Raw genomic sequence first — 25,900 nt, 5'->3', positions numbered from 1 at the left:
GACGGTTATGAAATTCTTCATTGTCGGGTATATGGCGAGTGGCAAGACCACGTTCGGGAGGGAATTGGCCGAAGAAAAGGGAATCCCTTTCCGGGATTTGGACTCCCTCGTGGAGGAAAGAGCCGGATGCTGTATACCGGATATTTTTGCTCGTAAGGGAGAGGGGTATTTTCGCGAGTTGGAACGGGATGTCTTGCGAGAGTTTTGTGCCCGGGGGGATGATTTCGTGCTGGCAACGGGAGGGGGAACGGTGTGTTTTTTTGATAACATGGAGCGCATGAATGCGGCGGGACACACGTTATTTTTAGATACGTCTTTGCCTGTGATTATCGGGCGTTTGCGAGAGCAGCGGGCAACACGTCCCCTGTTGGCGGGACTTTCCGATGAAGAGTTGGAGAGTCACGTGAAAAAGCATCTCGACTCCCGGCTTCCTTTTTATTTGATGGCGAAAGAGAGATTGTAAAGTTTTTCCCGGGTAAACCTACTGAGAGCCTACCGAAGAACTACCCAAGTAATACCGTAATCATACCCTAGCTTCGTTGATGCTGCGATGAATTTGTGGATATTCTATATTCTCCATAGTAGAAAGGTCGTGGAAAAAGCACGGGTGCAAGCTATGTAGGGGATGATTTGGGTAGTTCTTGGGTAGGATTGTGTTGGGACTTCGGTAGGAATGTCTCTTTGGTGGGGAGGGCGATGCTATCCCCGTTTACATATCTCGTTATAAGAGCAATGGCGGCATTTTTCCGGGAGTTCCGTTTGGGTGAACGGGACGTCGGGGGAGAATAATTGCTCGAGCAACTCGGTTAGCAGGGCTTGAAATTCCGGTTCGTAAGGTTTGAAACGGTGAATGGGTTCCTTGTTGCATTTCAGCGAGTAGGTATAGTTCGGGGTAAACAGTAGTTTGGTGCTGTATATACCGGGTAAAATAGGGTCTGTACCGGGATTCTCGTGCTCGTACATCATGCAATACAACAGGGTTTGGAAAGCTGCTTTGTTGCGTTGCCTGTTGTTGGAGTCAAAGATAGAAGGGAGGTCTTTGAATTCGGTCTTGTCTGCCCCGGTTTTATAGTCGATGACTCGTGTTCCCCGGTCTGTCCGGTCTACCCGGTCGATATCTCCTTCCACGTGAATGACAAGCGGGTGCTCGAGCGTGTTAATCTCGAGTGACATCCGGTATTTCCTCTCCATGGAAATCAGCTGGAAGGGGCATAGGGTTTTATCGTATTCAAGGACTTTTTTCACGTACTTTTTCACGACGGAAAGTACAAGTTCGTTCGCACCGCTTTCGAGCATGCGCGATACCGTGGAGTCGTATAGTTGCAGGTAGGACTGGCGAATATGTTCCTCTATCAGTGTGTCATTTTGCATCAAGGAGTCGAGCCCCTCTTCCGTGATTTCGCCATTCGGGAAGGTTTGGTAGAGGGATTGGGTGCTCTGGTGGAATATGGTACCTAGCAGCCGTTGGTCGAGTTCCTCGGCTATCTCTTCTTTCTCTTTAATCCCGGCTATATATTTAAAATAGAATTTCAGATGACATTCCATGTAAGTGTTCAGTGCCGACGGGGAGATTCCTCGTTCGTCGGGAAGCGTGTAGCGATGCAATTTTTCCAGAATGGCCTTGTTTTTCGAGATGGAAATAACAGGATTGTCCTGCACGGAAATATTATTTTGGAAATGGGTTTCCCGGATGGGTAAGCCCGATTCGTATTTCATCTGGTAAAGAAAACGGCTCATTTCCCCGCTGGTCATTCCCTTGGTAACATCCGTGTAAAGGATTTTCACGTGTTCTGCCCGTTGCAGTAAACGATAGAAATAATATGCGAACAGGACATCCATGTGTTCCGGTGTAGGGAGCCCGAATCCCAGACGCAAGTTATACGGGATAAAGGACGAGGCGTGTCCGCTTTTCGGGAGGACGCCTTCGTTGGCAGAGAGGATAATCAAGTTTTTGAAATCCAGCATACGGGTTTCCATGAGCCCCATGATTTGCATGCCTTCCAGCGGTTCGCCGGAGAAAGGAATGGATATTCCTTGCAGGATTTTGTTGATGACCTGTAGATAGAATTTGTCTTCCGGGACGATGTTTTCTTCCCGGAACGTGTTTTGTATCCCCTGTATGGCGGTGAAGACCGTGAAAAGAAATTCTTTCTCGATAGCCAGTCCTTCCTGTTCTTCCGGTCGGAAGGCGGCAATCATTTTTTTCAAGATATTCAGAAGGTAGTCCGGCAGGCTTTCCGTGGAGGAAGAAAAGATGGTGCGGGTGATGTCGCTGAATTGGAGGCTTTTTTCTGCCACGTACACGATGTTGTTCGTGTTGATGTAGTTCGTGATTTCCGGGATGTCATTCGGGCAACTGCTTTTAATCAGTTTATGGTTGAGGAGGGCGATGACCGGTTTGTAGTAATAGTGCGTGGCGCCGTCCACTTGCTTGGCGTAACGTTTTAGGTCGCCCAGCATGCCGATTAGTGCTGCCACGGAGGTGTTTTGTGCCGGATACCCCATGGTAATATTGATTTTGTCAATCGAGTGAGGGATTGAATGAATCACGGGGGTGAGCAGCGTTTCGTCGCAAAGGACGATAGCCGTGTCGGTATATGTCTTTCGCGGTTGGGGATGGAGTTGCTCCACGAGCACGGGAAGTAGTTTGGCTTGTCCGATGGTGGAGGGAACGGAGATGTATTCTACCTCTTTATTGTTGTAGCGAAAGTTGTTGAAATGTTCCAGTCCCAAGGCGTTGGGAAACAGTTTCATGTTTTCCCGGATATAGTGTCCCGCCTCGTGATTTTCGTTTGCCGAGTAATAGAGGTCATAATCCCAGTAAAAAGATGCTTGCCCGCTGTCCCGGAAGTGGGAGAATATTCTTTTTTCACACTGGTTCAAGGCATTGAACCCGGCGAAAATGAGTTGTTTGTCCGTGTGGTAGTGGGATAATCGTTCGCAGAACAGTCGCTGCCCCATACCCTCGTAACAAAGGTTTTCCCCGGTTAGTTTTGCCTTGAAATTTTTGTAGGTGGGATATAATTTATCCCATACGTTAAGAAATTCCTGTTGTTCCCGGCTGTATTTTTCGCCATTGAAACTACGCCAGAAGCTCTGGATAAATTCTATTTGTTCGGGAGTGAGGTAAGGGAATGCGTTCTCGATTTCTTTTAATGCCGTGATGTTGGAGAACAGGTCTTTGGCGTCCACGAGGTATTTGTCGATATCGTCGAAATCCCCCAGTAACATGTTTCCCCAGAAATAGAAATCGTCGAATCGTTCCGTGGTGCCGGAATATTCTTGGTACGTTTTGTAGAGTTTTATAATAAGGGGTAATTCTTCCGCTTTTTTCAGTCCGGTTTTTCGTTCGATAAATTCTCCAAGCGTGAGGATTTCGGGCATCCACACGGGTTTCGTGATCAGATGCGCCAATTCTTCGGCAAGAAAGAGTCCTGCCCGTTTGTTCGGGAACAGAATGGTCAGGTTGTCAAATTCATGCCCGTATTTTTGAATCAGATCTTTTGCCAGCAATTGGAGAAACGAATTCATATTTTATTGTTATTTTTGTTTCGGAACAAATTTACAATTTATATATCAAAATCTGTTCGGATTTATGTTGAAAGAATTGCTATTGAAAAACAGGAGTTATCGTCGGTTTTACCAAGATGTTTGGATTTCCCGGGAGGAATTGATCGAATTCGTGAAACTGACTCGTTATTGTGCTTCAGGGAGGAATGCGCAAGCGTTGAAATATAAGCCGGTTTCAGATGCGGCGATGTGTGGAAGAGTGTTTCATACGTTAGCTTGGGCGGGATATTTGAAGGATTGGGACGGTCCGGAGGAAGGCGAGCGTCCATCGGCTTATCTGATCCAGTTGTTGGATACCTCTATCGTGGAGAATTGCCTGTGTGACGACGGGATTCAAGCGCAGACCATTTTGCTGGGAGCAGTGGAAGAAGGGTATGGCGGGTGTATTATCAAGGCATTCAAGAACGAGGCTTTGCGGGAGATATTACAATTGCCCGAACATTTGAAGATCATGTACGTGATAGCCCTCGGCAAGCCGAAGGAAACGGTGGTGATCGAACCGATGAAAGACGGGGATTTCAAGTATTGGCGGGAGGCGAACGGGACGCATCATGTACCCAAAAGAGGAATAGATGATTTAGTGATTTAAGATTTATGATTTAAGATTGGGGGATTGAGCATTTTTGAGGTTCAATCTTTGGATTCACGGTTATGAAATTACTTTGCGCGGAATATAATGCTTCGGGAGAAGTGGCTTATGACGTTATCGGGGATAACGCTTTGTTAAGGAATAATGATGATTTCTATATTCCGGCGTTTGCTGGGGAATTGAGTTGTGTCCCACAGGTCGTTTTACGGGTGGGGAAGATTGGTAAGCATGTGTCGGAGCGTTTTGCCGGGCGTTATTATGATGAGGTCGGCGTTGGTGTCCGATTCTATGCGGATGATTTCGGGCGGAGATTGTCGGGCATGGGGTTGCCTGCTGTCATGGCTTATGGTTTTGATGGGGCTGCCGCGGTATCCGTGTTAAAAAAGTGTGATTCGGGGTTGCGGGATGTCGAGTATAGTTTTCGGGTAAATGAGTTGGAAGTTTTCCGGGGTAAGATGAACGACCTTCCTATACTGCCGGAAAAATTGATTGCCGGTATGTCTGAATATTGTATGTTGAAAATAGGTGATTTAGTCTATTGTGGAAATTCTTTCCGGCAAAAAGAATTGAAAATCGGCGATCGCCTTCAGATGTTTTTGGGTGAAGATTGTTTGTTGGATTTTCATATAAAGTAATATTGGGGATATATAATTGATTTCCGACGAGAACCCGTGGAGAATTCGATGTATTCCCTTATCAAAGACGAATCACTTTCGTTTCACTCCCTTATCAAAGACGTTCGGGGACGTGATTGAAGCGGGAGTGACAGGTTAGAGAAAGGAAATTATACTATTTTTAGATAGATAATTGTAGTGGAGGATTATGGGGATTATTGCCTGAGTGCTGTTCATGTCGTTTTTTGGGGTGTTTGTGAAAATACATCGGGTATTTATGAAAAACAGTTGGAGAAGAGGGTGGGTAGGTGTTATCTTTACAGCATTGTTTTATCATGTAAATGTTTTTAACGATGGATTTTAATTCGGGATAGTCACGGATGGCAGGCCATTGGTTTGTCGGGGAAATTAATATCGAGGGGATATCATGTGGTCGTATTCGGAATAACTTTGGTATTTTTGAGAGGTAGAAATTCTTTTTGTTATTGTTTTTTCTTTTATATTAATTACTTTTGTTGTAAATGAACGAGGATAAGAGGTTCGTTTCGTGGTATTCTGTATTATTATAATAATATATTTATGACTGGTGATATAGTATCGGATATAAGAATGGGGGATAAAAAAGCTTTCCGGGTATTTTTTGAAGATTACTATCCGGTGCTTTATTCTTTCGCCATGAAATATATCCGGGATACGGATGCCGGTCGGGACGTGGCTCAGGATGTGCTGTTGAAATACTGGGAAACAAAGGAGGAGTATTTTACTTTATCGGAGGTGCGGGGATTCCTGTATGTATCGGTACGAAATCGTTGTTTCAATTTGTTGAAAAAATCACGGGTGGAGGAACGGTATATACAAGAGATGCTTCAAGCGGGAGCGGAGTCCTACGAGGAGGACGAGATCGAGAATGAGGTTTTGTTGTTGTTGTACAAGGCCGTGAATGCGCTCCCGACGCAAATGCGCCGCATTATCATGAGTTCGATGGCGGGAAAACGGAATGCGGAGATTGCCGAGGAAATGGGAATTGCCGACGGTACGTTGCATACCTTGAAAAAGATTGCCTACCAGAAATTGCGACAAGCGTTAAAAGATATATTCATCCTTTTATTCTTTTTTCTTTTCCTTTTAAATCAGTTGTTTAGATAATAAGTGTAATTTTTTTTCAAAAAAAACGCTATTTTCATTACCCCTAAATGCAATTGAAGTTGTAGTGAGAATATAAAACTAGAATTGTATTTATAGTAATGGAAACTGAAGAACAAAAAAGAAAAATTATAAAAGCTATCGCGGCTCACTTGGCAAATGTGCCTACCGAAGAGGAGGACTTGTTGCTGAAGGAGTGGCGAGCTGCATCCGAAGAGAACGAGGCTCTTTTCCGGCGTTTCGCGGAGGAGGGATTTGTCGGGCGGAAATTGGAGCGTATGGCGGAAGCTGACGTGAAGTCCGCGTGGTACTTGATGGAGAAACGGGTTGACAGGAAGAGGATGGAGGAAAGGCGTCGTCGGTCGCGGGTATACATGAGTTATGCTGCGGTAGCTGCCGGGATATTGTTGGTTATAACACTGGCGTATGTACTTCAGCCTTCAGTACAAAAGAAAGAGGTGATAGCGCGGCAGGAGATAAACGTGAGCAAAGAGGCACATTTGGTATTGGGGGACGGGCGTATCGTGAAGATTGATAAGAACGGGAATCAAGCTATTGACGAGAGCGGGGGTGTAACCATATACAAGGAATCCAATCATTTGGACTACTCGCGGAGCAATGAAGGGGAGGATACCATAGTCGTGTACAATGAAATGCATACGTTGAACGGGATGGAATATATGATGATTCTGGCGGACGGTACCCGGGTGTTCTTGAACGCGGAGAGTAAATTGCGTTATCCGGTCAGGTTCCATGGCGAACGGGTGGTTGAATTTGAGGGAGAAGGTTATTTCTGCGTGGCAAAGGATTCTTTGCATCCTTTTATCGTGAAAACGAAAGGGATGGACGTGAGAGTGTTAGGTACGGAATTTAATTTGCGGGCGTATGATGACGAAAATTCTTTTGAAACCACGTTGGTGAAAGGGCGGGTTGCCGTGAAAAGCGGTGAACACGAGCACGAGATTGTACCCGGGGAACAGGTCGTGTACGAACGGGTTTCCGGTTTGTTGAACACGCGTGAGGTGGACGTGAGCCTTTACACGGCTTGGCATCATGCGGAAATCAAGTTCAAAGATACGTCAATGGAACGGGTTGCCCGTAATTTAGCCCGTTGGTACGGGGTGAAGTTCGAGTTCTTGGATGAAGAATCGAAGCGGGTAGAATTGGGCGGATGTATCAACCGGTACGAGAATATCGCTCCCATCCTCGATATGTTAAGACGGACGGAGTTGGTAAATGTTGTGTTGGAAAATAATACGGTTTACGTGTCTATAAAAAAATAACACGTGGGGAATTGGAGCTCGCCACGTGTTTGTTTGTTACAATTAATTAAAGTATGTTGAACTTTAATCTTACAAATGTATGAAAAAAAACGAAGGAGGTATCTCTTTGTTTACGAAAAAATTACTAAAAGAAAGTTCGAAAGCGAGAGGTAAGTTGTTTATTTTGTTGTTGGGGGGGATTCTGGTCACGCATCCTGTTCTGGCACAAAATAAAAATGTAACGCTCAAGATGACGAAAGTGAATCTTGAGCAGGTGATCTGGGAAATCCAGAAGCAGACTGTTTACGTGTTCATGTACGGGGCACAGGATGTGAAGACTGTCGTGAACTTGAACGTGGACGTGAAGAATCGTCCGGCCTTGCAGGTGTTGGATTCATGTTTGAAGGCAACCAACCTGACCTACACGGTGAACGGGAATAACGTGGTGATCAAGAAAAAAGAGGTCGCCAAGCAAGAACCCCCGAAAAAAGTCACGATCACGGGGACGGTGAAGGATGAACATGGTGAAGTACTTCCGGGTGTCGCTGTCGTTGTGAAGGGTACGGGAACCGGTGCCGCCACGGATATTGACGGTAATTTCAAGTTCGAGGCTGACCGGGTGTCCGGCATGATTTTACAATTTTCATTCGTGGGAATGGAAACACAGGAGATTCCTTACACGGGACAAAAGAGTTTATCGATTGTCATGAAGGACAAATCCTTGCAGGTGGACGAGGTGGTAGTTACCGGGTACCAGAAGATTGACCGTCGGCTGTTCACGGGGTCTGCCGACATCGTGAAAGCAGCCGATTTGGCGGTGGCGGGTTCCAATGACGTGGGACGTATGTTACAGGGAAAATCTTCCGGGGTACAGATTCAGAACGTGTCGGGTTCTTTTGGTGCGGCACCGAAGATGAGGGTACGCGGGGCGTCGTCCATTTACGGCGACCAGAAGCCGCTGTGGGTGGTGGACGGTATCGTGCTGGAAGATGTCGTGGACGTTTCGGCTGATGACTTGGCTTCGGGAGATGCTGCCACGTTGATCAGTTCGTCGGTCGCGGGGGTGAACTCGGATGATATCGAGAATATACAGATTTTGAAAGATGCTTCCGCGACGGCTCTTTACGGGGCTCGTGCCATGAACGGGGTTGTCGTGATCACGACGAAACGGGGAAGTAAAGGTTCGATGCGGGTGAGTTATTCCGGGGAGTTCACGATGCGGGTGAAACCGATGTACCAAGAATATAATATCATGAATTCCCAGCAGCAGATGATGTTTTACCGGGATTTGGAAGAAAAAGGCTGGTTGAATTACGCGGACGTTTCCCGTGCGGCTAAAGGAGGTGTGTATCGTAAGATGTACGATGCTTTGGATAATTATGACCCGCAGGTCGGGTTTGAGTTACAGAATACGCCTGAGGATAGAATGCGTTATTTGTCGAAATATGAAAAGGTGAACACGGATTGGTTCGGGATATTGTTCAAAAATTCCATACAACAGAGTCATTCGGTTAGTTTTTCCGTGGGATCGGAGAGAAGCAGTTTTTTCGCTTCTTTGAGTTTTTTCAACGATCCGGGATGGACGATCGGGGATAACGTTTCCCGTTACACGGCCAATATGAATTCATCCTTTGATATAAATAAATATTTGAAATTCAATTTCCTGACAAGTCACTCTTATCGTAAACAAAGGGCTCCGGGTACGATAGGACGTGAAACCGATCCGGTGAACGGTTCGATATCGCGTAATTTTGACTTGAACCCGTTTAGTTTCGCGCTGAATACGAGTCGCACGATGCGTCCTTATGACGAGAACGGGGACCCGGAATATTACGTGATGAATTACGCCCCGTTTAATATTATACAGGAGTTGAAGTTGAATTATCTGGATATTGATATGCTGGATTCGAAATTTCAAGCCGAATTTGAAATTCGCCCGCTGGACGGGTGGGATATCAAGTTACTGGGTGCAGTACGGTTCGTGAAGTCCACGCGGGAGCATAAAATTAAAGAAGGCTCCAATCTGGCGGAATGTTATCGCGCTGATTATGACGCAACGGTGCGCGGTAGTAACAATTTCCTGTATAATGATCCGAGTACTCCCGGGTTGCCGGCTATCTCCGTGTTGCCGCAGGGGGGATTTTATAACCGGACGGACAACCGGTTGTTAAATTATTATTTTCGGGCGACGACCAATTATTCGGGAATGATTGCGGAGAGGCACATGTATAATGTGATGGCGGGAATGGAAATGCGGAGTACCAATCGTCGGGAAACGTACTCTAAAGGTTTCGGTATCCAGTATGACCGGGGAAATGTTCCTTTTATAGATTACCGGATTATCAAACAAATTCTGGAGCGGAACGATCAGTATTTCGGGTTGGAGAACGCGTATGATCGTTTTGTTGCCATGTTTTTAACCGGAAGTTTTTCATGGGCGGGAAAGTATACGTTAAACCTAACCGGGCGTTATGACGGTTCGAATAGAATGGGACAGGCTACTTCTTCCCGGTGGTTGCCCACGTGGAATGTCAGTGGGGCTTGGAACGTGAAGGAAGAGTCTTTTATGCAGGATATAGATAATATCTCTTTGCTGACGTTGCGTGCCACGTATGGTCTGACGGCAAGTATGGGACCGGCGACGAACGCGAAGGCCGTGTTCATGGGGGATGTTTCTTTCCGTCCCACGCAGGCAGAGAAGGAAAATCAGATCGTGATTCACTCTTTGGAAAATTCGGAATTGACTTGGGAGAAACAATACGAGTTGAATCTGGGGGCAGACCTCGGTCTTTGGAATAACCGGGTGAGCGTGAGTACGGACGTTTATTTCCGTAACGGGTTCGATCTGATCGGTATCCTGCGCACGATGGGTATTGGCGGGGAGTCGTTAAAATATGCCAATTACGCGGATATGAAGTCCAATGGGGTGGAGTTGACGATTAATACTAAAAATATGATCCGACCGAAATTCTCGTGGACAACCAATCTGACATTTGCTTACAATAGAAATGAAATCACGAATCTGGCTTCCAATTCACAAGTGATGCAATTGATATCACCGAGTGGGGCGCCCATGGAGGGAAAGCCTGTCAGGGGTGTGTACGCTATCCCGTTTAAAGGTTTGAATAGTCAGGGATTGCCGACTTATTTGAATCAGGATCATGAAGTTACGGTGTCGGATTTGAACCTGCAAGAAGTTCAGAAGACCGATTTCTTGAAATACATGGGGTCAGCGGATCCGAAGTTCACGGGAGGTTTCGATAATTCATTCAAGTATGGAGATTTCCGTTTAGCCGTGTTTTTTACTTACCAGTTCGGGAGTAAGATTTGGCTGGATCCTGTTTTTAAATATCGTTACTATGATAATGAAGCTATCCCGAACGAGTTTGCCGATCGTTGGATGGCTGCCGGAGACGAAAAATATACAAAGATACCGGCTATAATTTCTCATCGTCAATACAAGAATAGTCCTGAATTGGAGTTAGCTTATAATGCCTATAATTATAGCACGGAACGTGTGGCAAAAGGCGATTTTATCCGCTTGAAAGAGGTCACGCTTAGTTATGATATACCCAAGGATTGGATAAAAGGATGGAAAATCGAGAATCTTTCCTTCAGGGTTTCAGCGTCGAATTTGTGTATTCTATATGCCGATAAAAAATTGAAAGGTCAGGATCCCGAGTTTGCTCGTTCCGGCGGTGTCGCTTTACCTGTACCAAGGCAATTTACTTTGGCTGTGAAACTAGGGTTTTAATTAATAACGAGATATTTATGAGATCGTATATTTTTATTGTATTATTGTTTTCGACTCTTTTTATCGGCTGTGAGTCATTTTTGAGTGAGGTGCCCGATGACCGTACCGAGTTGAAGGACGTTGAGTCGATCAAGGCCTTGTTGGTTTCGGCATACCCGGAGGGACATTATATGCTGCAAGGCGAGTGGATGAGTGATAACGCTGACGATAAGGGTACGTGGCAGGTTTCCGTGTATCCGCAGATGCAGGAAGAGGCTTATAAATGGGAGGAAAACACGACCAACGATTATGATTCGCCCACGAAATACTGGGATGCTTGTTATCGTGCCATTGCTGCGGCGAATCACGCGCTGGAAGCTATTGATAACCTTGGAAATACCCCGGAACTTCAACCGTACAGGGGAGAAGCGCTCGTCGCGAGGGCATACGCTCATTTCATGCTGGTCAATTTCTGGGGGAAACATTATAACCCGGCGACGATGGCAAGTGATTTAGGCGTGGCTTACGTGGAAAAACCGGAAAAGGAGGCTCTCGTGATTTATACCCGTAACACGGTGAAAGAGGTGTACGAGTTTATCGAGCGTGACTTGACGGAAGGTTTGCCTCTGTTGCGAGACAACGCTTACGATGTTGCCAAATACCATTTCACGAAGGCTGCCGGGGCGGCGTTTGCAGCCCGTTATTATCTGTATCGCGGTGATTCGTGGGATAAGGTACAGGCGTATTGCACGGAGGTTTTGGGAGAAGGAACCGGGTACAAAGATTTGTTGAGAAATTACACGCAGAATTATTTGCCCGTGTCTTCGAACGTGATCGAGTACATGAAATTGTACACGAATTACGGGGAACCTGCCATATTGTTGTTGACCAACGGGGTTTCCATCTGGTGGCGGGCGGAGAGTTTCTCCCGTTACGGGCTTTCGTTGAGCAAGAAGAACGAAATATTCCCGGATAACGATCCGGTATGCGGCGGGAAATTGATCTATCCGATTTTCGGCGCGGCGCCGACTTACGTTTTGTACAAATCATACGAGTATTTCAAGAACACGTATCCCGGATCGACAACAGGGCGTCCCTATGTTTTTTGCGTGGCTTTCTCGATGGAAGAATTGGCGTTGAACCGGGCGGAAGCCTACACGATGACAAAGGATTATGACAAGGCTCTGGCGGATATTAACCTGTTTCTGAGTACGCGCATTACCAGTTATAACCCGACTTCTCATACCGTGACGTTGGAAAAAATCAAACGTTTTTACGGGGAACAGAAGAATGGCGTGGAATTGGAACCATGGTATAAAGATCAGATAGATGCAGACCAGATGCTGGTGTTGAAATATATCACCGATCTGAAGCGGAGAGAGTTTTGCTCGGAAGGTATGCGTTGGTTTGATGTCAAACGCTTCAATATAGAAGTGACACACAAGGAATACGGAACACAGAATAAGTATATTCTGACCAAGGACGATCCCCGGCGATTGTTGCAGGTTCCGGTAACAGCGGTAAGTTATGGGATGGAACCGAATCCCCGTTAATGGATAAATCGGATGATTATGAAAAAAGTTTTATTTAGCATTATTATATTGATTTCCTTCCAAGCATTATGGACGGGATGTAGTGAAAATGCCAAGTTCGACGACTCGATCTACGATATAAAGGATCCTGTCTGGAACGAAGTTGACACGTGGATTTTTGAAAATTACGTGAAGCCGCACAATATAGAGGTTCTTTATCGTTGGAAAGATATCGAAACAGAAGCCAATAAGAACTTGATACCGGCGCAGATAGACACGATTGTTCCTTTCTTGCGGATGGTGAAGCACGGGTGGATTGATACCTATCTGGAGCTTTGCGGGATGGAAGTGATGAACCCGATTTTTCCGAAGCAGATATTGTTATTGGGAAGTGCGGGTTGGAATGAAGACGGTACCAAGACGCAAGGTACCGCCGAGGGTGGTAAAAAGGTGGTATTGTATGAGTTGGAGGAGTATGATCCTAAAAATTGGGATAATGTCATGCATTACATCCGGGTGTTACACCACGAGTTTACGCATATATTGAATCAGAAAAAGGAATATAATCTGGCATTTAAACAGATTACACCGAATTCTTATTCTGCAACATGGACGGGGAATAGCGTGGAACAAGCCCGTTCTCTGGGATTTGTGACACCTTACGCGATGGCGGAACCGGGGGAGGATTTCGCGGAAGTGGTAGCGGAGTACGTGACAAACACGGCTGAATCGTGGGAAGCCTTGTTGGGGAAAATCTCGAACGAAACGGGGAAAAGTAATATCCTGAAAAAGCTGGATATGGTGAGAACTTATCTTGACGAGTCGTGGGGAATAGATATCGATAGGCTTCGGGAGCTTGTAAACACGGCGATAGATGATGTTGTACAAGGAAACTATTAAAGCATAGATTATGAGAAAGATATATTTATCATGGATAATACTGGGGCTATTCTTCACTGCCTGTACCGTGGACAATGATACGGTATTTGACGAGAATGCGGTGGTACGGGTTCAGAAAGTGATTGATAATTGTGCCCAAGAATTGGTGAAACCGGAGTTCGGCTGGAGGATGCTTTACGTGCCTAACTCGGAAACCCACGGGGGGTATAATGTGTTGATGAAGTTTCTGGACTCGGAAAATGTCAGAGTGTATACCGACTTCGTGGAGGAAACTACGGTTTCTACTTATAGTTTTAACGCTTCCCAAGGTCCGGTGTTGAGTTTTGACACTTATTCCTGCCTGCACTATCTGGCAGATCCGAAAAATAAACCCCAAGGAAAAGGATTACAGGGAGAATTTGAGTTCGTGATACAGAGTATTTCGGCGGATTCTATCGTGTTTCTGGGAAAGAAATACAGCAATAAACTTGTATTTACTCCCGCCGAGGAAACCGATTGGACCGAGTTAATGGAGGCTTCCCGTAAGAATATCGAACGGATGGCACCACCGAAAGACGCACCTTTTTTCAGGGGATTGATGATGAACCAGACGGCTATTAATCTGATTTATGATCCGGATACCCGTAGCGCAAGTTACACGTATGCCGATGATGAAACGAAAGAAATCAAGACGGCTCGTACGGCTGTTTTCGGGACGAAAGAAGGAATTGCCTTCCAGCCGAAAATTAAAGTAAACGGGGTCGTGTTGGGCGCATTGAAATATAACGAGGCAAAGGATTTGTTTGAATCGAATACTCCGGGTGTTATCGGTAGTTTGAAATATAGCCATAAACCGCCTTTCCAATTCTACAATTCGGTGAGGGATATGCAGAGCGGTAGTGATCTGGTTGGTTTGGCGAAAATTGGTAAACTTGAACCCAGTATGGCTATTATGTCGGAAATCGTGAAAATGCTTTCCAATATGTCGTTTATGTGCGAGGAGTTAAAAAACGGGTATCCGTTGGCGGTGCTTGCCGGTTTGAAACAAATTAGAATCGTGTGGCAGTTGAATTACAATGGCACGATGGTCGGTCCGTGGCTGAGTTTCTTCGGGGCGGAAAACGGGTTTGCCGAAGCGAATTGTTCATTGGATTTGGGTATGGAGATGGAGGTTTTGCGTGATGACCAGTTGCGCTTCTCGCTTATTCCGGGAAGGATGATGAGTAATAATGATAAATTTTGGTCGAACATGGAATCCCAGATTACTTACGAAACATTTCGGCGGTTCTTCACCGACCCGGCAGGATTCACGATTGTTCCGGCCGGTAATAATCAGTATTATTTTGTGAATCTGGCAGACTCCAAACGTTGGATCGTGTTGACAAAAGAATAATCGATGTGATTTAAAAAGAATGTTTATGAATATGATTCAGAATAAATTACGAAATATATACTTGCTGTTATTTTTTCTTGTAGCGTGGAACGGGCATTTGTTCGCGGAGCGGGAGATAAGTAACGTGATGACGGCAAGGAACGTTTTCATGCGGGATACCGTGAAAAAGGATTCCAGTGTCATTATACAAGGTCAGGTTTTTGATGAAGCTAATACTTCGCTTCCCGGTGTGACGATTAAGATTAAAGGTACACAAGCGGGTACGGTTTCGGATGCCGATGGAAAATTTAAATTGACACTTCCGGGTGGGAAATATACTTTGATATTTACTTATGTCGGTTACAAGAACCGGGAAATAAGCAGCACGGACACGAGGGCGTTGAGAAAGGTCGTGTTGCAGGAAGATGTACAATCTATTGACGAGGTCGTTGTGACCGGTTACCAGACGATTGACCGTAAACTCTTTACCGGTGCGGCATCCGTGGTGAGAGCCGATCAGCTGGAATCGGACGGGGCGAATGACATCGCCCGTATGTTGCAAGGAAAAGCTGCCGGCGTTGCCATACAGAACGTGTCGGGTACTTTCGGTGCGGCTCCTAAATTGAAAATTCGAGGTTCTTCTTCTATTTTCGGAGAAATGCGGCCTTTGTGGGTAATCGACGGGGTGGTGTTGGAAGACGTGGTAGAGGTTAGTGCCGACGAACTTTCATCGGGTGACGCTACTACTTTGATCAGTTCCGCCGTGGCAGGTCTGAACGGGGATGATATCGAAACCTTCCAGATATTGAAAGATGCTTCGGCAACAGCTCTTTACGGGGCGAGAGCCATGAACGGCGTGATTGTAATCACGACTAAAAAGGGTAAAGTAGGACAGATGAAGTTGAATTATTCGGGAGAGTTTTCCGTGCGGCAAGTGCCTTCCTATCGGGAGTACAACATCATGAATTCCCAGCAACAGATGGGTGTGTACCTTGATTTGGAAAGTAAAGGTTGGCTGAGTTACGTGGGGATACGGAACGGTGCTAACGGTGGTGTTTATCGTAAAATGTACGATGCCTTGAGTGACTATTATGACGAGTCGGGTTTTGAAGTTGAGAATACCCGGGAAGGACGGGCAAAGTTCTTACAAAAATACGAGAAGTTGAACACGAATTGGTTCAAGGCACTTTTCCGCCCGAGTATACAGCAAAGTCATTCCGTGTCCATGACAACGGGATTGGAAAAGGCTAGATTCTATGCTTCTTTGAGTTATTTCGGTGACCCGGGGTGGTCGCCCACGGATGACGTGAAGCGTTTTACGGCGAATATCAATACAACGATAGATCTTGCCAAGTGGATTAATATAAACATATTGACAAACGGCTCCATGCGTTTGCAGAAAGCACCGGGAACTCTTTCCCGGGCAGTGGATGCGCAAGCGGGAACAATTTCGCGGGCGTTTGATATCAACCCGTTCAGTTATGCCTTAAACACAAGCCGGGTGCTGCGTCCGAGGGATGACAATGGAAATCCCGAGTATTACGTGATGAATTATGCCCCGTTCAGCATCTTGAACGAGTTGGATAATAACCAGATTGATATCGAGTTGTTGGATACGCGGTTTCAAGCGGAAGTGGAGTTGAAACCGTGGAGGCCGCTTAACGTGAAATTGATGGGTTCCGTGCGTTATGTGAAGAGTAGCCGGGAACACCAGATTCACGAAAATTCCAATATGGCGGAGTCTTACCGGGCGGATTATAACACGATGGTACGCGAATATAATGGTAATTTGTACCGGGACCCGGATAATATTACCGGGGTACCTGTTTCCGTGTTACCGAAAGGTGGTTTCTATACCCGTTCGGATAACTCCCTGCTGAACTATTATTTCCGCGGGATGGCGGGTTACAACGATTTATTGAATGATTTCCACAACGTGAGCGTGTTGGTGGGAATGGAATTGAAAAGTACCAAACGTACGGCTTCCGAGAACTATGGTTACGGGATGCAATATGACCGGGGAAATGTTCCTTTCGTGGATTACAGGATATTGAAAAAAGCGATAGAACAAGGACTTTCTTATTTCGATTACAAAAATATGACCGATCGGTTTGTGGCTCTGTTTGCCACGGCGGGGTATTCCTTCAACGAGCGGTACACGTTGAACGGTACGGTACGTTATGACGGTTCCAACAAATTGGGTAAATCGAAAACTTCCCGTTGGCTGCCGACGTGGAACGTCAGTGGTGCATGGCATTTGAAGAGTGAATGGTTCCTGCGGCATACCGAGTGGTTGTCAAGATGGACATTCCGCGCGACATACGGGTTGACGGCTAACATGGGACCCGCCACTAATGCGGCAGTGGTATATAGAAACGCGATACAGTATCGTCCGGTGGATTACCGGGAGAACGGTATTTATATCGAGGAACTGGAGAACTCTGATATTACTTGGGAAAAGCAATACGAGTTGAACATCGGTATGGACTTGGGTATATTCAATAACCGTTTCAGTCTGACTGTTGACTGGTACAAGCGTTCCGGTTTCGATTTGATCGGTTTGATGCGGTCTGCCGGTATCGGGGGAAAGAGTTTCAAGTTTGCCAACTACGCGGATATGACTTCTCACGGGTTCGAGTTCACGTTGAACACGAAAAATATCAATACCCGTGTTTTCAAGTGGGAAACAAATATGACCTTCTCTTACAACAAGAATAAAATTACCAACTTGTACTCGAACCCGCGGGTGATAGACTTGTTGCCGGTAGAGGGATACCCGAAGGAGAATTACCCTGTGCGGGGACTCTATTCCATACCGTTTGTCGGATTGAATAGTGAAGGTATGCCCGTGTTGATGAACGAGAACGGGGTGGCTACTGTCGGGGAGGTTAATTTTGAAGAGGTGAATAAAACGGATTACTTGATTTACGAGGGACCGGTTGACCCGAAAATGATTGGTGGGTTTGACAACACGTTTAACTTCAAGAATTTCAAGGTAGGTATATTCTTCACGTACCAGTTCGGAAGTAAATTGCGTCTTTACCCTTCATTCAGTGCCCGGTATTCCGATTTGTTGGGAATGGGACGAGAATTTGCTGATCGCTGGATGTTGCCCGGAGATGAAGAGATAACCAATATTCCGGCTATCCCTACCGTGCGCGATAATCAGAATTACCCTTATCTGGAAAGAGCGTACAATGCTTATAATTATTCTAACGTACGCGTGGCTAAAGGGGATTTCATTCGCTTGAAAGATATTTACGTGACCTACAACGTGCCGTCGAATATCGTGAAGAAAATAAAGCTGAATAATTTATCCGTAAGAGCGGCGATTTCTAATGTAGCCCTGTTATTGTCGGATAAAAAACTGAAAGGGCAAGATCCCGAGTTCGTGCGTTCCGGTGGGGTTGCGCTTCCCGTGCCGAGGCAATACACGTTTACATTGAAATTTGGATTCTAACTAAATATTTTGCTATGAAGAAAAGTAATTTGACATTTATCATGATGGGACTACTGCTATTCTGCGGGTGTGACGACTTCCTGAATGAGGAACCGGACGATCGGGCAAAAGTTGAGAGTCCAAGTGATATAAAAGAATTATTAGTGAATGCTTATCCGCGCGCCAGTTATTTTGTGATTTGCGAGATGATGAGTGATAACGTGGCGGATAGAGGGTTCAGCAATAGTTGTGCGACCGCGGTAACCGACGATGAGATGTACCATTGGAAGGACGGGACGGATAGTGATGCGGATTCTCCTTTTGCCGTGTGGACTGGATGGTACGAGGGAATCGCTGCAGCGAATTATGCTTTGCGGGTGATTGACAGTAAACCGGATCAGGAGAACTATAACGCAATGCGGGGTGAAGCCTTGTTATGCCGGGCTTTGGGGCATTTCCTGCTCGTTAATTTGTGGGCGGAACATTACGATCCTGCCACGGCATCGACGGCTCCGGGGATTCCTTACGTGACGGAGCCGGAAACCGTGGCGATCAAAGAGTATACGCGCAATACAATGGAAGAGGTGTACGATATGATTGAATCGGATCTTCGCCGAGGTCTGGCTTTGATAGACGATAAAAGTTATACTATGCCTAAATTCCATTTCACGAAGCGGGCGGCTCACGCGTTCGCTGCACGATTCTATACTTACAAGGGTACGGATTGGGATAAGGTGGTTTACCATACTTTACAGGCGGCACCGGAGAATTTTGCCACGGAAATGCGGGATTATAGCGTGTTGAATAATATGACTATCATGGAATACATGAAAGAATACACGAACCCCGCTTTGGCAAACATCCTGCTTGCCGTGTGTATGGAAACTTACTGGAATGATTTGTACCAGACTTGTCCCCCGAAGAACTCGCGTTACGTGTTGAGTCCGGCGATGGCTTATTCTTTATTTCATCCCAATTCTTCCAACAATCTTCAACGCGGGCGTTGGGTGTACCGGAAGGAAGGTACGGGAACTTCAGTATCATCGATGGTAAAGTTTTATGCTTACTTTAAGAATATATCGGAAACATCTAATTGGGGAAACACTTACGTGAATATGCCGATGTTCACGGTGGAAGATGTCGCGTTGAATCGGGCGGAAGCGTATACGATGCTGGGGGATACGACACGTGCTTTGCAAACGATTAATCGCTTCTTGAGTATGAGAACATCGGATTACGATCCGGTAAAGCATGGTTTGAACATGAAGAGAATTATAACCTATTTCCAAGAACCTTCATGGGATGACCAGCGTCCGGAACCTCACTATAAGGCGGAATTGGATGCCGATAAGAACAAATTGTACCTGATGATGGCTATTGCCTACCTGCGCCGCAAGGAATTTATGCAGGAGGGCATGCGTTGGTTTGATATCAAGCGTTTCCACTTGCCCGTGGTGCATACGTTGCATTGGGAGGGAACGGAGATTGCTTTGGAGCGCTACGATAAGCGGCGTGCGTTACAAATCCCGCAGGAAGCACAGAAGGTGGGGGTAATACCCAATGAACGTTAACCTTAAATTTATCCTTATGAAAATGAATCGTTTAAAATATTGGATATTTACAATCTTGTTTACCGGATTGTTGGCAGCTTGTTCGGATGATGACGATTTTTCCGATACAATTCTGGATACGACTCCAGAACCGTTGACGGAAACGGATGTTTGGATCATGGAGAATTTTACTCAATCTCATAACATAGATGTAATTTATAAATGGCGCGACTTTGAGACCAATCAGGAACTGAATCTGGTTCCGCCTTCTGAAGACCGGGTGATTCCCTTTCTCGATGTGATTCGTCGGGTATGGATGGAGCCGTATATTAAATTGGGGGGAATCTCTTTCTTCAATAAAACAGCCCCGAAACAGTTGATGCTCGTGGGTTCGGCTGGATACTTGGAGGACGGTCTTTATCTTTTGGGTGAAGCGGAACAGGGTAACCGGATTACGGTCTATTCGATCAACAATTCCGATCCTTACGAGGAAGGTATGTTGTTACGGAACACGAATACGTTCCATCACGAGTACGTGCATATCTTGCACCAGTTGGAAAAATATCCGTCGGCTTTCGAGGAAATCAGCGCGATGGATTACACGACGAATTGGGCTGCAATCTCTGATCCTTATCAATTGGGTTTCGTGTCCAATTACGCGGCGGCGGATGCTAACGAGGATTTTGCCGAGACAGTAGCAAAATTTATTATGATGGATGAAGAAAATTGGCAGGGGATGTTTTTATACCCGGATTCCGAGGAAGCAAGAAAAAAATTGAAAGAAAAAGAAACCATCATGCTACAGTACATGAAGAATGTTTGGGGAATTGATATGCACCAATTGCGTAAACTGGTGCAGGACGAAATTGCCAAGATTCTGAAGGAAGGTAAACAGGATAATGAAGAAGAACAATCTAATGACGACTAGCTATGAGTAAGATAATGATATACGTATTGATCGGGATGTTGACCTTCATCGCAGGGTGTGAGGTAAATAACGACTACGTTTTTGATGATATATCAACTCACCGGATCACGAAATACATAGAAGAATGTGAAGCCGTGTTGCAGGAAGCTCCCCACGGCTGGAAATTGGTATATTACCCGGACACGAGCCAATACGGGGCTTTTACCTTTTTGATGAGGTTCCATGACGGCAATCGTGTAGCGATGCAATGGGACGGAGATCAAGATGTGACGGAAAGTAACTATTCTTTTAATACTTCTCAAGGACCGATATTAAGTTTCGGAACCTATTCCTTATTGCATAAGTTGGCGGATCCCACACCCGATGTTATCGGTGGTAAACCGGGACTCGGTTTCGGCGGGGAGTACGAGTTCCTGATCCAGAATGTCAGTGACCGGAAAATCGAATTTCTCTCGAAGAAAAAGAAAAGGAAAGTGATATTGGAATGGGCTGCCGCTGAAGATTGGGATAACATGGAGCATAACCGGGAAATGGTACAGCGTTTCGCTGTTGACCCGCAACTGCCGTTATACCATTATTTGCAAATCGGCGATCAGCTGGCTTGCTTCCTGTATAGCCAGAAAATGCGTATGGTTTACATGGTATGTCCGGAAGGAAATTCGGTACAAGCGTATCGCCTGCCGTGGTCTTCCACTCCGCGGGGGATTCGTTTTGATGAACCGGTCACTTTCGCGGGTATCACTTTTTCGGAAGTGACGATTGATGCCAATGGTGTCATGAGTATTGTGGATGCAGACGAGAAAGGTCATTTTTTTAGAGCGGAAAACAAAGAACAGAATTGTCTGGTACGTTATCTGGGAGCTGTCGCTGCTTCCAAAAAGTATGACGGTTTTAATCTGGTGGAGTGTGGAAGTGGATTTGACGTGTTGGTTCCTAAAGATAGAGGAGTAGAAGAATTTCGTTTCTACTGGAATCTGGCGGGTTACGCCGGGGTGGAACTCTATATGCGTAGGGAAACCGGTATTGCCACTTATGCAACTTTATACCCGCATACGATTGTGGATGACGGAATCGGTGATTGTATCGTGTTCACGAAACCTGAATTTCCGAGATACGAGATTGGCGGGGCGGTGACGAATACCGATTATTCTTGGTTTGGTTTTTCTTACGAGAAAATATTGGAGCCATTGTTTCTGATATCGGAAGGATTGACAGTGCTTGCCTTTGGAAAGCAGACGTTTATCGTTAAAAACGGCGATAGTACCGTTTGGGGACTATGTAGTGCGAAAGAAGGTAGGGATTAATTAATTAACAATGAAGATTATGAAAACGATAAGATTACTGATAATATTGTTGATAACCTACATGGGGTATAGCTGTAGCGATGAGGAAGAATCATTGAAAAAGTTTATCTCCGACAAGGTGGAAATATCAGATTTAGAGTTGATAATTCCATCGGGAAGGTTTACCGAACGAACGATTATTACTTCGGATATCCCGTGGACATTGGAAGGCGGAGATGGCTGGTGTTCTTACGAACCGAAAAACGGGGAAGCCGGAACGACAATCGTGAACTTTACCTTGGAACCGAACACGGAATATGACGATCGTAGTGTGAATGTCACGCTTTCGGCGGGAGGAAAGAAGTACACGTTGACCGTGTACCAGAAAAAGAAGGATGCTATCATTCTTTCGAAAGACAAGTTTGACAATATCGGGATGGAAGGAGACGAGATAACCGTCAACTTGCAAACCAATATCGACTATCGGGTAGAGATTCCGGCAGCATCCGCCTCTTGGATCACGGTTTTGCCGGAAGGCAGAAGTAGTGGTTTGGCTCGCGGGTTGGAAAATAAATCCATGTCTTTTAAAATTGACGCGACACGGGATGAAAGTGCCCGGGTAGGAGAGATTATTTTTATGAGTGTCGAGGACGAGAAGTTGAGAGATACCGTTTATGTTTATCAAGTGCAGCGGGATGTTATTGTGCTTTCCCGGTCAGAATATGTCGTGCCGCTAGAGGGGCAGACGTTGAAAATTGATTTACGTTCGAACGTAACATATGACGTGGAGATTCCGCAAGACGTGGACTGGCTGCGTTTGGATCCCGGACGTCAACGCTCGCCCAGAGTGGATCGTTTGTTGCTGCAAGTAGATGAATTTATGGATGGAGGAACCAGAAATTGCGTGGTTACCGTCAGGGATAGAAATACCCCGTCATTGTACGCGGAAATAAAAGTTTTACAGATAGATCGGGAGATTATTGTGATCGAGGATTCCGAATTTGTTGTAGACAGAGTATTGACAGCTCCGCGGGAAGAAGCAACCTACATGTTGAACATCTCGGATAATATTGACGGGCGTTATGAACTTGTTATTCCCAACCATGCTAATTGGATTCAGCCTGCTCCCGTGACTTTCGGGTTAGCATCGGGAAGTATGCGGATCAAATTGACAGAGAACCCGATTGATAAAACGCAGCGTATGGCTAAAATTTTTGTGCGAGGGATAGATAATCACGAAACTGTTGATACATTGACCGTCGTTCAGGCCGGAGGTATAGAAGCGGATCTTGACGAGCGGAAAATCATCTATGAAATAGCATTAGCTTTGGATTTCGAGAATTGGCCTGACGTTTTTAAGAAAGCTTGGTCTATGGAAAAACCGATAGAAGAGTGGTATGGGGTGAAAACACGTGACGGTAAAGTGATTGAACTTACATTCCCGGCGGATGGAAACGGACAGATTTCACCTAAAATCGGAGAACTTACTTATCTGGAAACCTTGAGTTTCGGTGGTAGTTACTCTGTTGCCGGGCGTAGGGTTTCCGGACCGATACCGCCGGAAATCAGTAGGTTGACGAACTTGAAAAAGTTATCGTTGAGAGGTGATTTTACAGAATTTCCGGTAGAATTTGGGGCTTTGGAAAGCCTTGAAGATTTGACCTTGAATTTCTCTTTCTATGATGCGTTAGATGTGATAGGTGATCTCGAGAATTTGAAAAGATTGACCATCACAACCGGTTTTGCCGGTCCGATGTCGGAGAACTGGGCAAAATTGATAAAATTGGAATACCTGAGTCTTTCTACGACTGGATTCACGTCAGTAGAACCTGTCGAACGCATGGTGTCGTTGAAGACGCTTTCTTTGTCCAATTGCAAGAATGTGCAAGGTGCTCTTCCCGGTGGAGTGGGATATTTGACGGCTTTGGAATCGTTGTCTATAACCAATAGTTCGTTCTCCGACCTGTGTACTTCATTGGGAAGTCTGGTGAATCTTAAAACACTGACCATCACTGGAAATAACTTCAATTTTATACCGGAAGATATTGGTGGATGTAAATCATTGATCACGTTGAACATGAGCGGTAATAATATTAGTGGGACGATACCGGAATCTATCGGGGACTTGGTAAATGTTACCACGTTAAATTTGAATAGCAATCAATTGACAGGGAATATTCCCGCAACGATCGGCGGAATGAGGGAAGTTACTTCCATTGAATTGAAAAATAACCGATTAACGGGAATTATTCCTTCTTCTGTCGGCAACTTGGTAAAAGTAACTAAGCTTGACTTGAGTAACAATCGATTGATAGGCTTATGCCCGGAGATCGGTAATATGTATGCCTTGAAAACATTGGATGTATCGGATAATCGTTTGGAAGGGACGATACCTTCATTGGGCAAATTAACAGCATTAGCTACTGTTAAATTATCCAGAAACTCATTGTCGGGGACCATACCGATGGATTGGAATAAGAACATGACGGGATTGTCAAGGATAGAATTAACTAATAATCAGTTGGAGGGTGAAATACCGAGTACTTTAGCGTTGTTGCCTAAATTGACATACTTGTGTCTGGATTCGAATAGGCTGGTGGGAGAGATACCATCTACTTTATTTAAGGTAACCACTTTGAAGGATCTTTATTTGCAAGATAATCAATTAAGTGGAGAACTTTCTGTTGATTTTGCTAATTTCAAGTTGAACAACCTTGATTTACGTGATAATAATTTTGAAGGTGCTATTCCGGAGAAAATTAGTGAAGGTGGTTTTTCTCTCTCGACGAGTGTTTTGCATTTAAGTGGCAACAGATTGACAGGGACAATTCCGCTGAATTTGTGGTCTAAAATGGAGAGTCACCCTAACTGGTCAATTCGAGAACAGCAGAATGGGGTTATATTGGCTCCTCCTCCCGGTAAAACGGAATGATTGAAATAGAGATTGTTCGAGAGGTATAAAGACTCTTGATGTTTGCCTCTCGAACACCTTTTGAATTTAAAAATATTGGATATGAAGACTAGATGGATACACATATTAGGAATACTTTTTCTGACATCTCTTTTTGTCGGATGTAGTGATGATAACGAGAACGAGCCGGAAGTGCCTGATCCCGGTACTGAAACCCCGGAGGCATTAGTTGCCCCCTCGGATTTGAGGGTAGCAAGCTACACGTATAATAGCGCGATTTTACTTTGGAAAGGAAACGCCGATAAATATGAAATAAGATTTAACGAGGGAGAAGTCATGGAATTGGAAGGTACCTCGTTCGGGACGGAGTCTTTGCAACGTGAAACGGATTATAATTGGGAAGTGCGGGGAGTCCGAGGGGAGGAATACACGCAATGGGTTAAAGGAGAACCTTTCAAAACCACGGCTTACGTGGACCCCCGTGAACGTTGGTGCGGTGAATGGATGAGTCAGAACTGGGGACTTGCCTTGTATTTTTCCGGTAAAGAGATCGCGTTGGATGATTTTATACCGGAATTGCCCGAGGGAACCTTGAATGAATTGTTGGCTCTGCTCTCTTTCACGATAGAAAAAGAGGGAGGAGAGGAAAGTAATTTGATTCGGGTAATCTCCCCGCTGTTGACAAAATTGGAATTACCGGATTCTTTCACGATTCCGATCGAAGAAGATGAATTTCGTTTGGATATTCCCCGGACAGACACGATCACCATACTTAAAGACGTGTCTTATCCTTTAGCCGACTTCCCGTTTATTTCGGAGATTGAAGGAATTAAAGATTTGGTTCAGAACAATAATTTGAATGATTTCGAATTATTGATTAAACAAATCTCGATCGAATTGGGACCAATGGATGCAGAGAAAGATATTATTCCCGCTAAAATCAGCGTGTCTACCGGAATGATTTTAAAGACAGATGCTGAGATAATCAATATGTTGATTAATCTTTTCGACCCGAAATTAAATGGAAATTTCACGGCGGATTTAATGAAAAAATGAATACAAGAAATGGATAGAATCGAAAAAGAGGTTGTCTAG

At 45.3% G+C, this 25,900-nt stretch carries 16 protein-coding genes; 15 read left to right on the top strand and 1 reads right to left on the bottom strand.

The window, feature by feature from the left end; all coding sequences use genetic code 11:
• Positions 1-7 precede the first annotated feature (7 nt).
• The gene (locus CS948_RS18940) at positions 8-463 is read left to right on the top strand and encodes a shikimate kinase (protein ID WP_227215911.1); all 456 of its coding nucleotides are present in this window, start codon (positions 8-10) and stop codon (positions 461-463) included.
• Positions 464-699: 236 nt separating this feature from the next.
• On the opposite strand, the gene CS948_RS18935 is transcribed toward CS948_RS18940, so the two are convergent.
• A complete protein-coding gene (locus CS948_RS18935) occupies positions 700-3,531 on the bottom strand; it encodes a PD-(D/E)XK nuclease family protein (protein ID WP_099293677.1) in 2,832 nt (943 codons plus the stop codon).
• Between the two features lie 64 nt (positions 3,532-3,595).
• On the opposite strand from CS948_RS18935, the gene CS948_RS18930 reads away from it, so the two are divergent.
• From CS948_RS18930 to CS948_RS18865, 14 genes are all read left to right on the top strand, one after another.
• Positions 3,596-4,159, top strand: a complete 564-nt coding sequence (locus CS948_RS18930; protein ID WP_099293675.1) for a nitroreductase family protein — start codon at positions 3,596-3,598, stop codon at positions 4,157-4,159.
• Positions 4,160-4,221: 62 nt separating this feature from the next.
• Complete coding sequence (locus tag CS948_RS18925; protein WP_099293673.1) at positions 4,222-4,794, top strand: fumarylacetoacetate hydrolase family protein; 573 nt, start codon at positions 4,222-4,224, stop codon at positions 4,792-4,794.
• A 558-nt stretch (positions 4,795-5,352) separates the two neighbouring features.
• Positions 5,353-5,919, top strand: a complete 567-nt coding sequence (locus CS948_RS18920; RefSeq protein ID WP_099293672.1) for an RNA polymerase sigma-70 factor — start codon at positions 5,353-5,355, stop codon at positions 5,917-5,919.
• Positions 5,920-6,017: 98 nt separating this feature from the next.
• Positions 6,018-7,199 (top strand): FecR family protein, encoded by a 1,182-nt coding sequence (locus CS948_RS18915; RefSeq protein WP_099293671.1) that lies wholly within the window; start codon positions 6,018-6,020, stop codon positions 7,197-7,199.
• Between the two features lie 79 nt (positions 7,200-7,278).
• Positions 7,279-10,932, top strand: coding sequence for a SusC/RagA family TonB-linked outer membrane protein (locus tag CS948_RS18910; protein WP_099293669.1), 3,654 nt, complete (start codon positions 7,279-7,281; stop codon positions 10,930-10,932).
• Positions 10,933-10,949: 17 nt separating this feature from the next.
• Positions 10,950-12,464: a RagB/SusD family nutrient uptake outer membrane protein gene (locus CS948_RS18905; RefSeq protein WP_099293668.1), complete on the top strand. Its 1,515-nt coding sequence runs from the start codon at positions 10,950-10,952 to the stop codon at positions 12,462-12,464.
• Positions 12,465-12,482: 18 nt separating this feature from the next.
• Entirely contained in the window at positions 12,483-13,343 is an 861-nt protein-coding gene (locus CS948_RS18900; protein ID WP_176555131.1) for a putative zinc-binding metallopeptidase, read from the top strand.
• A gap of 10 nt (positions 13,344-13,353) precedes the next feature.
• On the top strand, positions 13,354-14,715 hold the full coding sequence (locus CS948_RS18895; RefSeq protein WP_099293665.1) for a DUF4302 domain-containing protein: 1,362 nt from the start codon (positions 13,354-13,356) through the stop codon (positions 14,713-14,715).
• A gap of 25 nt (positions 14,716-14,740) precedes the next feature.
• The gene (locus CS948_RS18890) at positions 14,741-18,154 is read left to right on the top strand and encodes a SusC/RagA family TonB-linked outer membrane protein (RefSeq protein ID WP_255302078.1); all 3,414 of its coding nucleotides are present in this window, start codon (positions 14,741-14,743) and stop codon (positions 18,152-18,154) included.
• Between the two features lie 14 nt (positions 18,155-18,168).
• Complete coding sequence (locus tag CS948_RS18885) at positions 18,169-19,704, top strand: RagB/SusD family nutrient uptake outer membrane protein (RefSeq protein WP_099293664.1); 1,536 nt, start codon at positions 18,169-18,171, stop codon at positions 19,702-19,704.
• 16 nt (positions 19,705-19,720) lie between these two features.
• Positions 19,721-20,611 carry a substrate import-associated zinc metallohydrolase lipoprotein gene (locus tag CS948_RS18880; RefSeq protein WP_176555130.1) on the top strand — a complete coding sequence of 297 codons (891 nt, stop codon included), beginning with the start codon at positions 19,721-19,723 and terminating at the stop codon, positions 20,609-20,611.
• 2 nt (positions 20,612-20,613) lie between these two features.
• The gene (locus tag CS948_RS18875; protein ID WP_099293661.1) at positions 20,614-21,915 is read left to right on the top strand and encodes a DUF4302 domain-containing protein; all 1,302 of its coding nucleotides are present in this window, start codon (positions 20,614-20,616) and stop codon (positions 21,913-21,915) included.
• 19 nt (positions 21,916-21,934) lie between these two features.
• The gene (locus CS948_RS18870; RefSeq protein ID WP_176555129.1) at positions 21,935-24,826 is read left to right on the top strand and encodes a BACON domain-containing protein; all 2,892 of its coding nucleotides are present in this window, start codon (positions 21,935-21,937) and stop codon (positions 24,824-24,826) included.
• Positions 24,827-24,907: 81 nt separating this feature from the next.
• Positions 24,908-25,861, top strand: a complete 954-nt coding sequence (locus tag CS948_RS18865) for a hypothetical protein (RefSeq protein WP_099293658.1) — start codon at positions 24,908-24,910, stop codon at positions 25,859-25,861.
• The last annotated feature ends 39 nt before the right edge of the window (positions 25,862-25,900 follow it).

This window comes from Butyricimonas sp. Marseille-P3923 (assembly GCF_900184685.1).
In the GTDB taxonomy this organism is placed as follows: domain Bacteria; phylum Bacteroidota; class Bacteroidia; order Bacteroidales; family Marinifilaceae; genus Butyricimonas; species Butyricimonas muris.
This window is presented reverse-complemented; position numbering and strand designations above follow the sequence as displayed.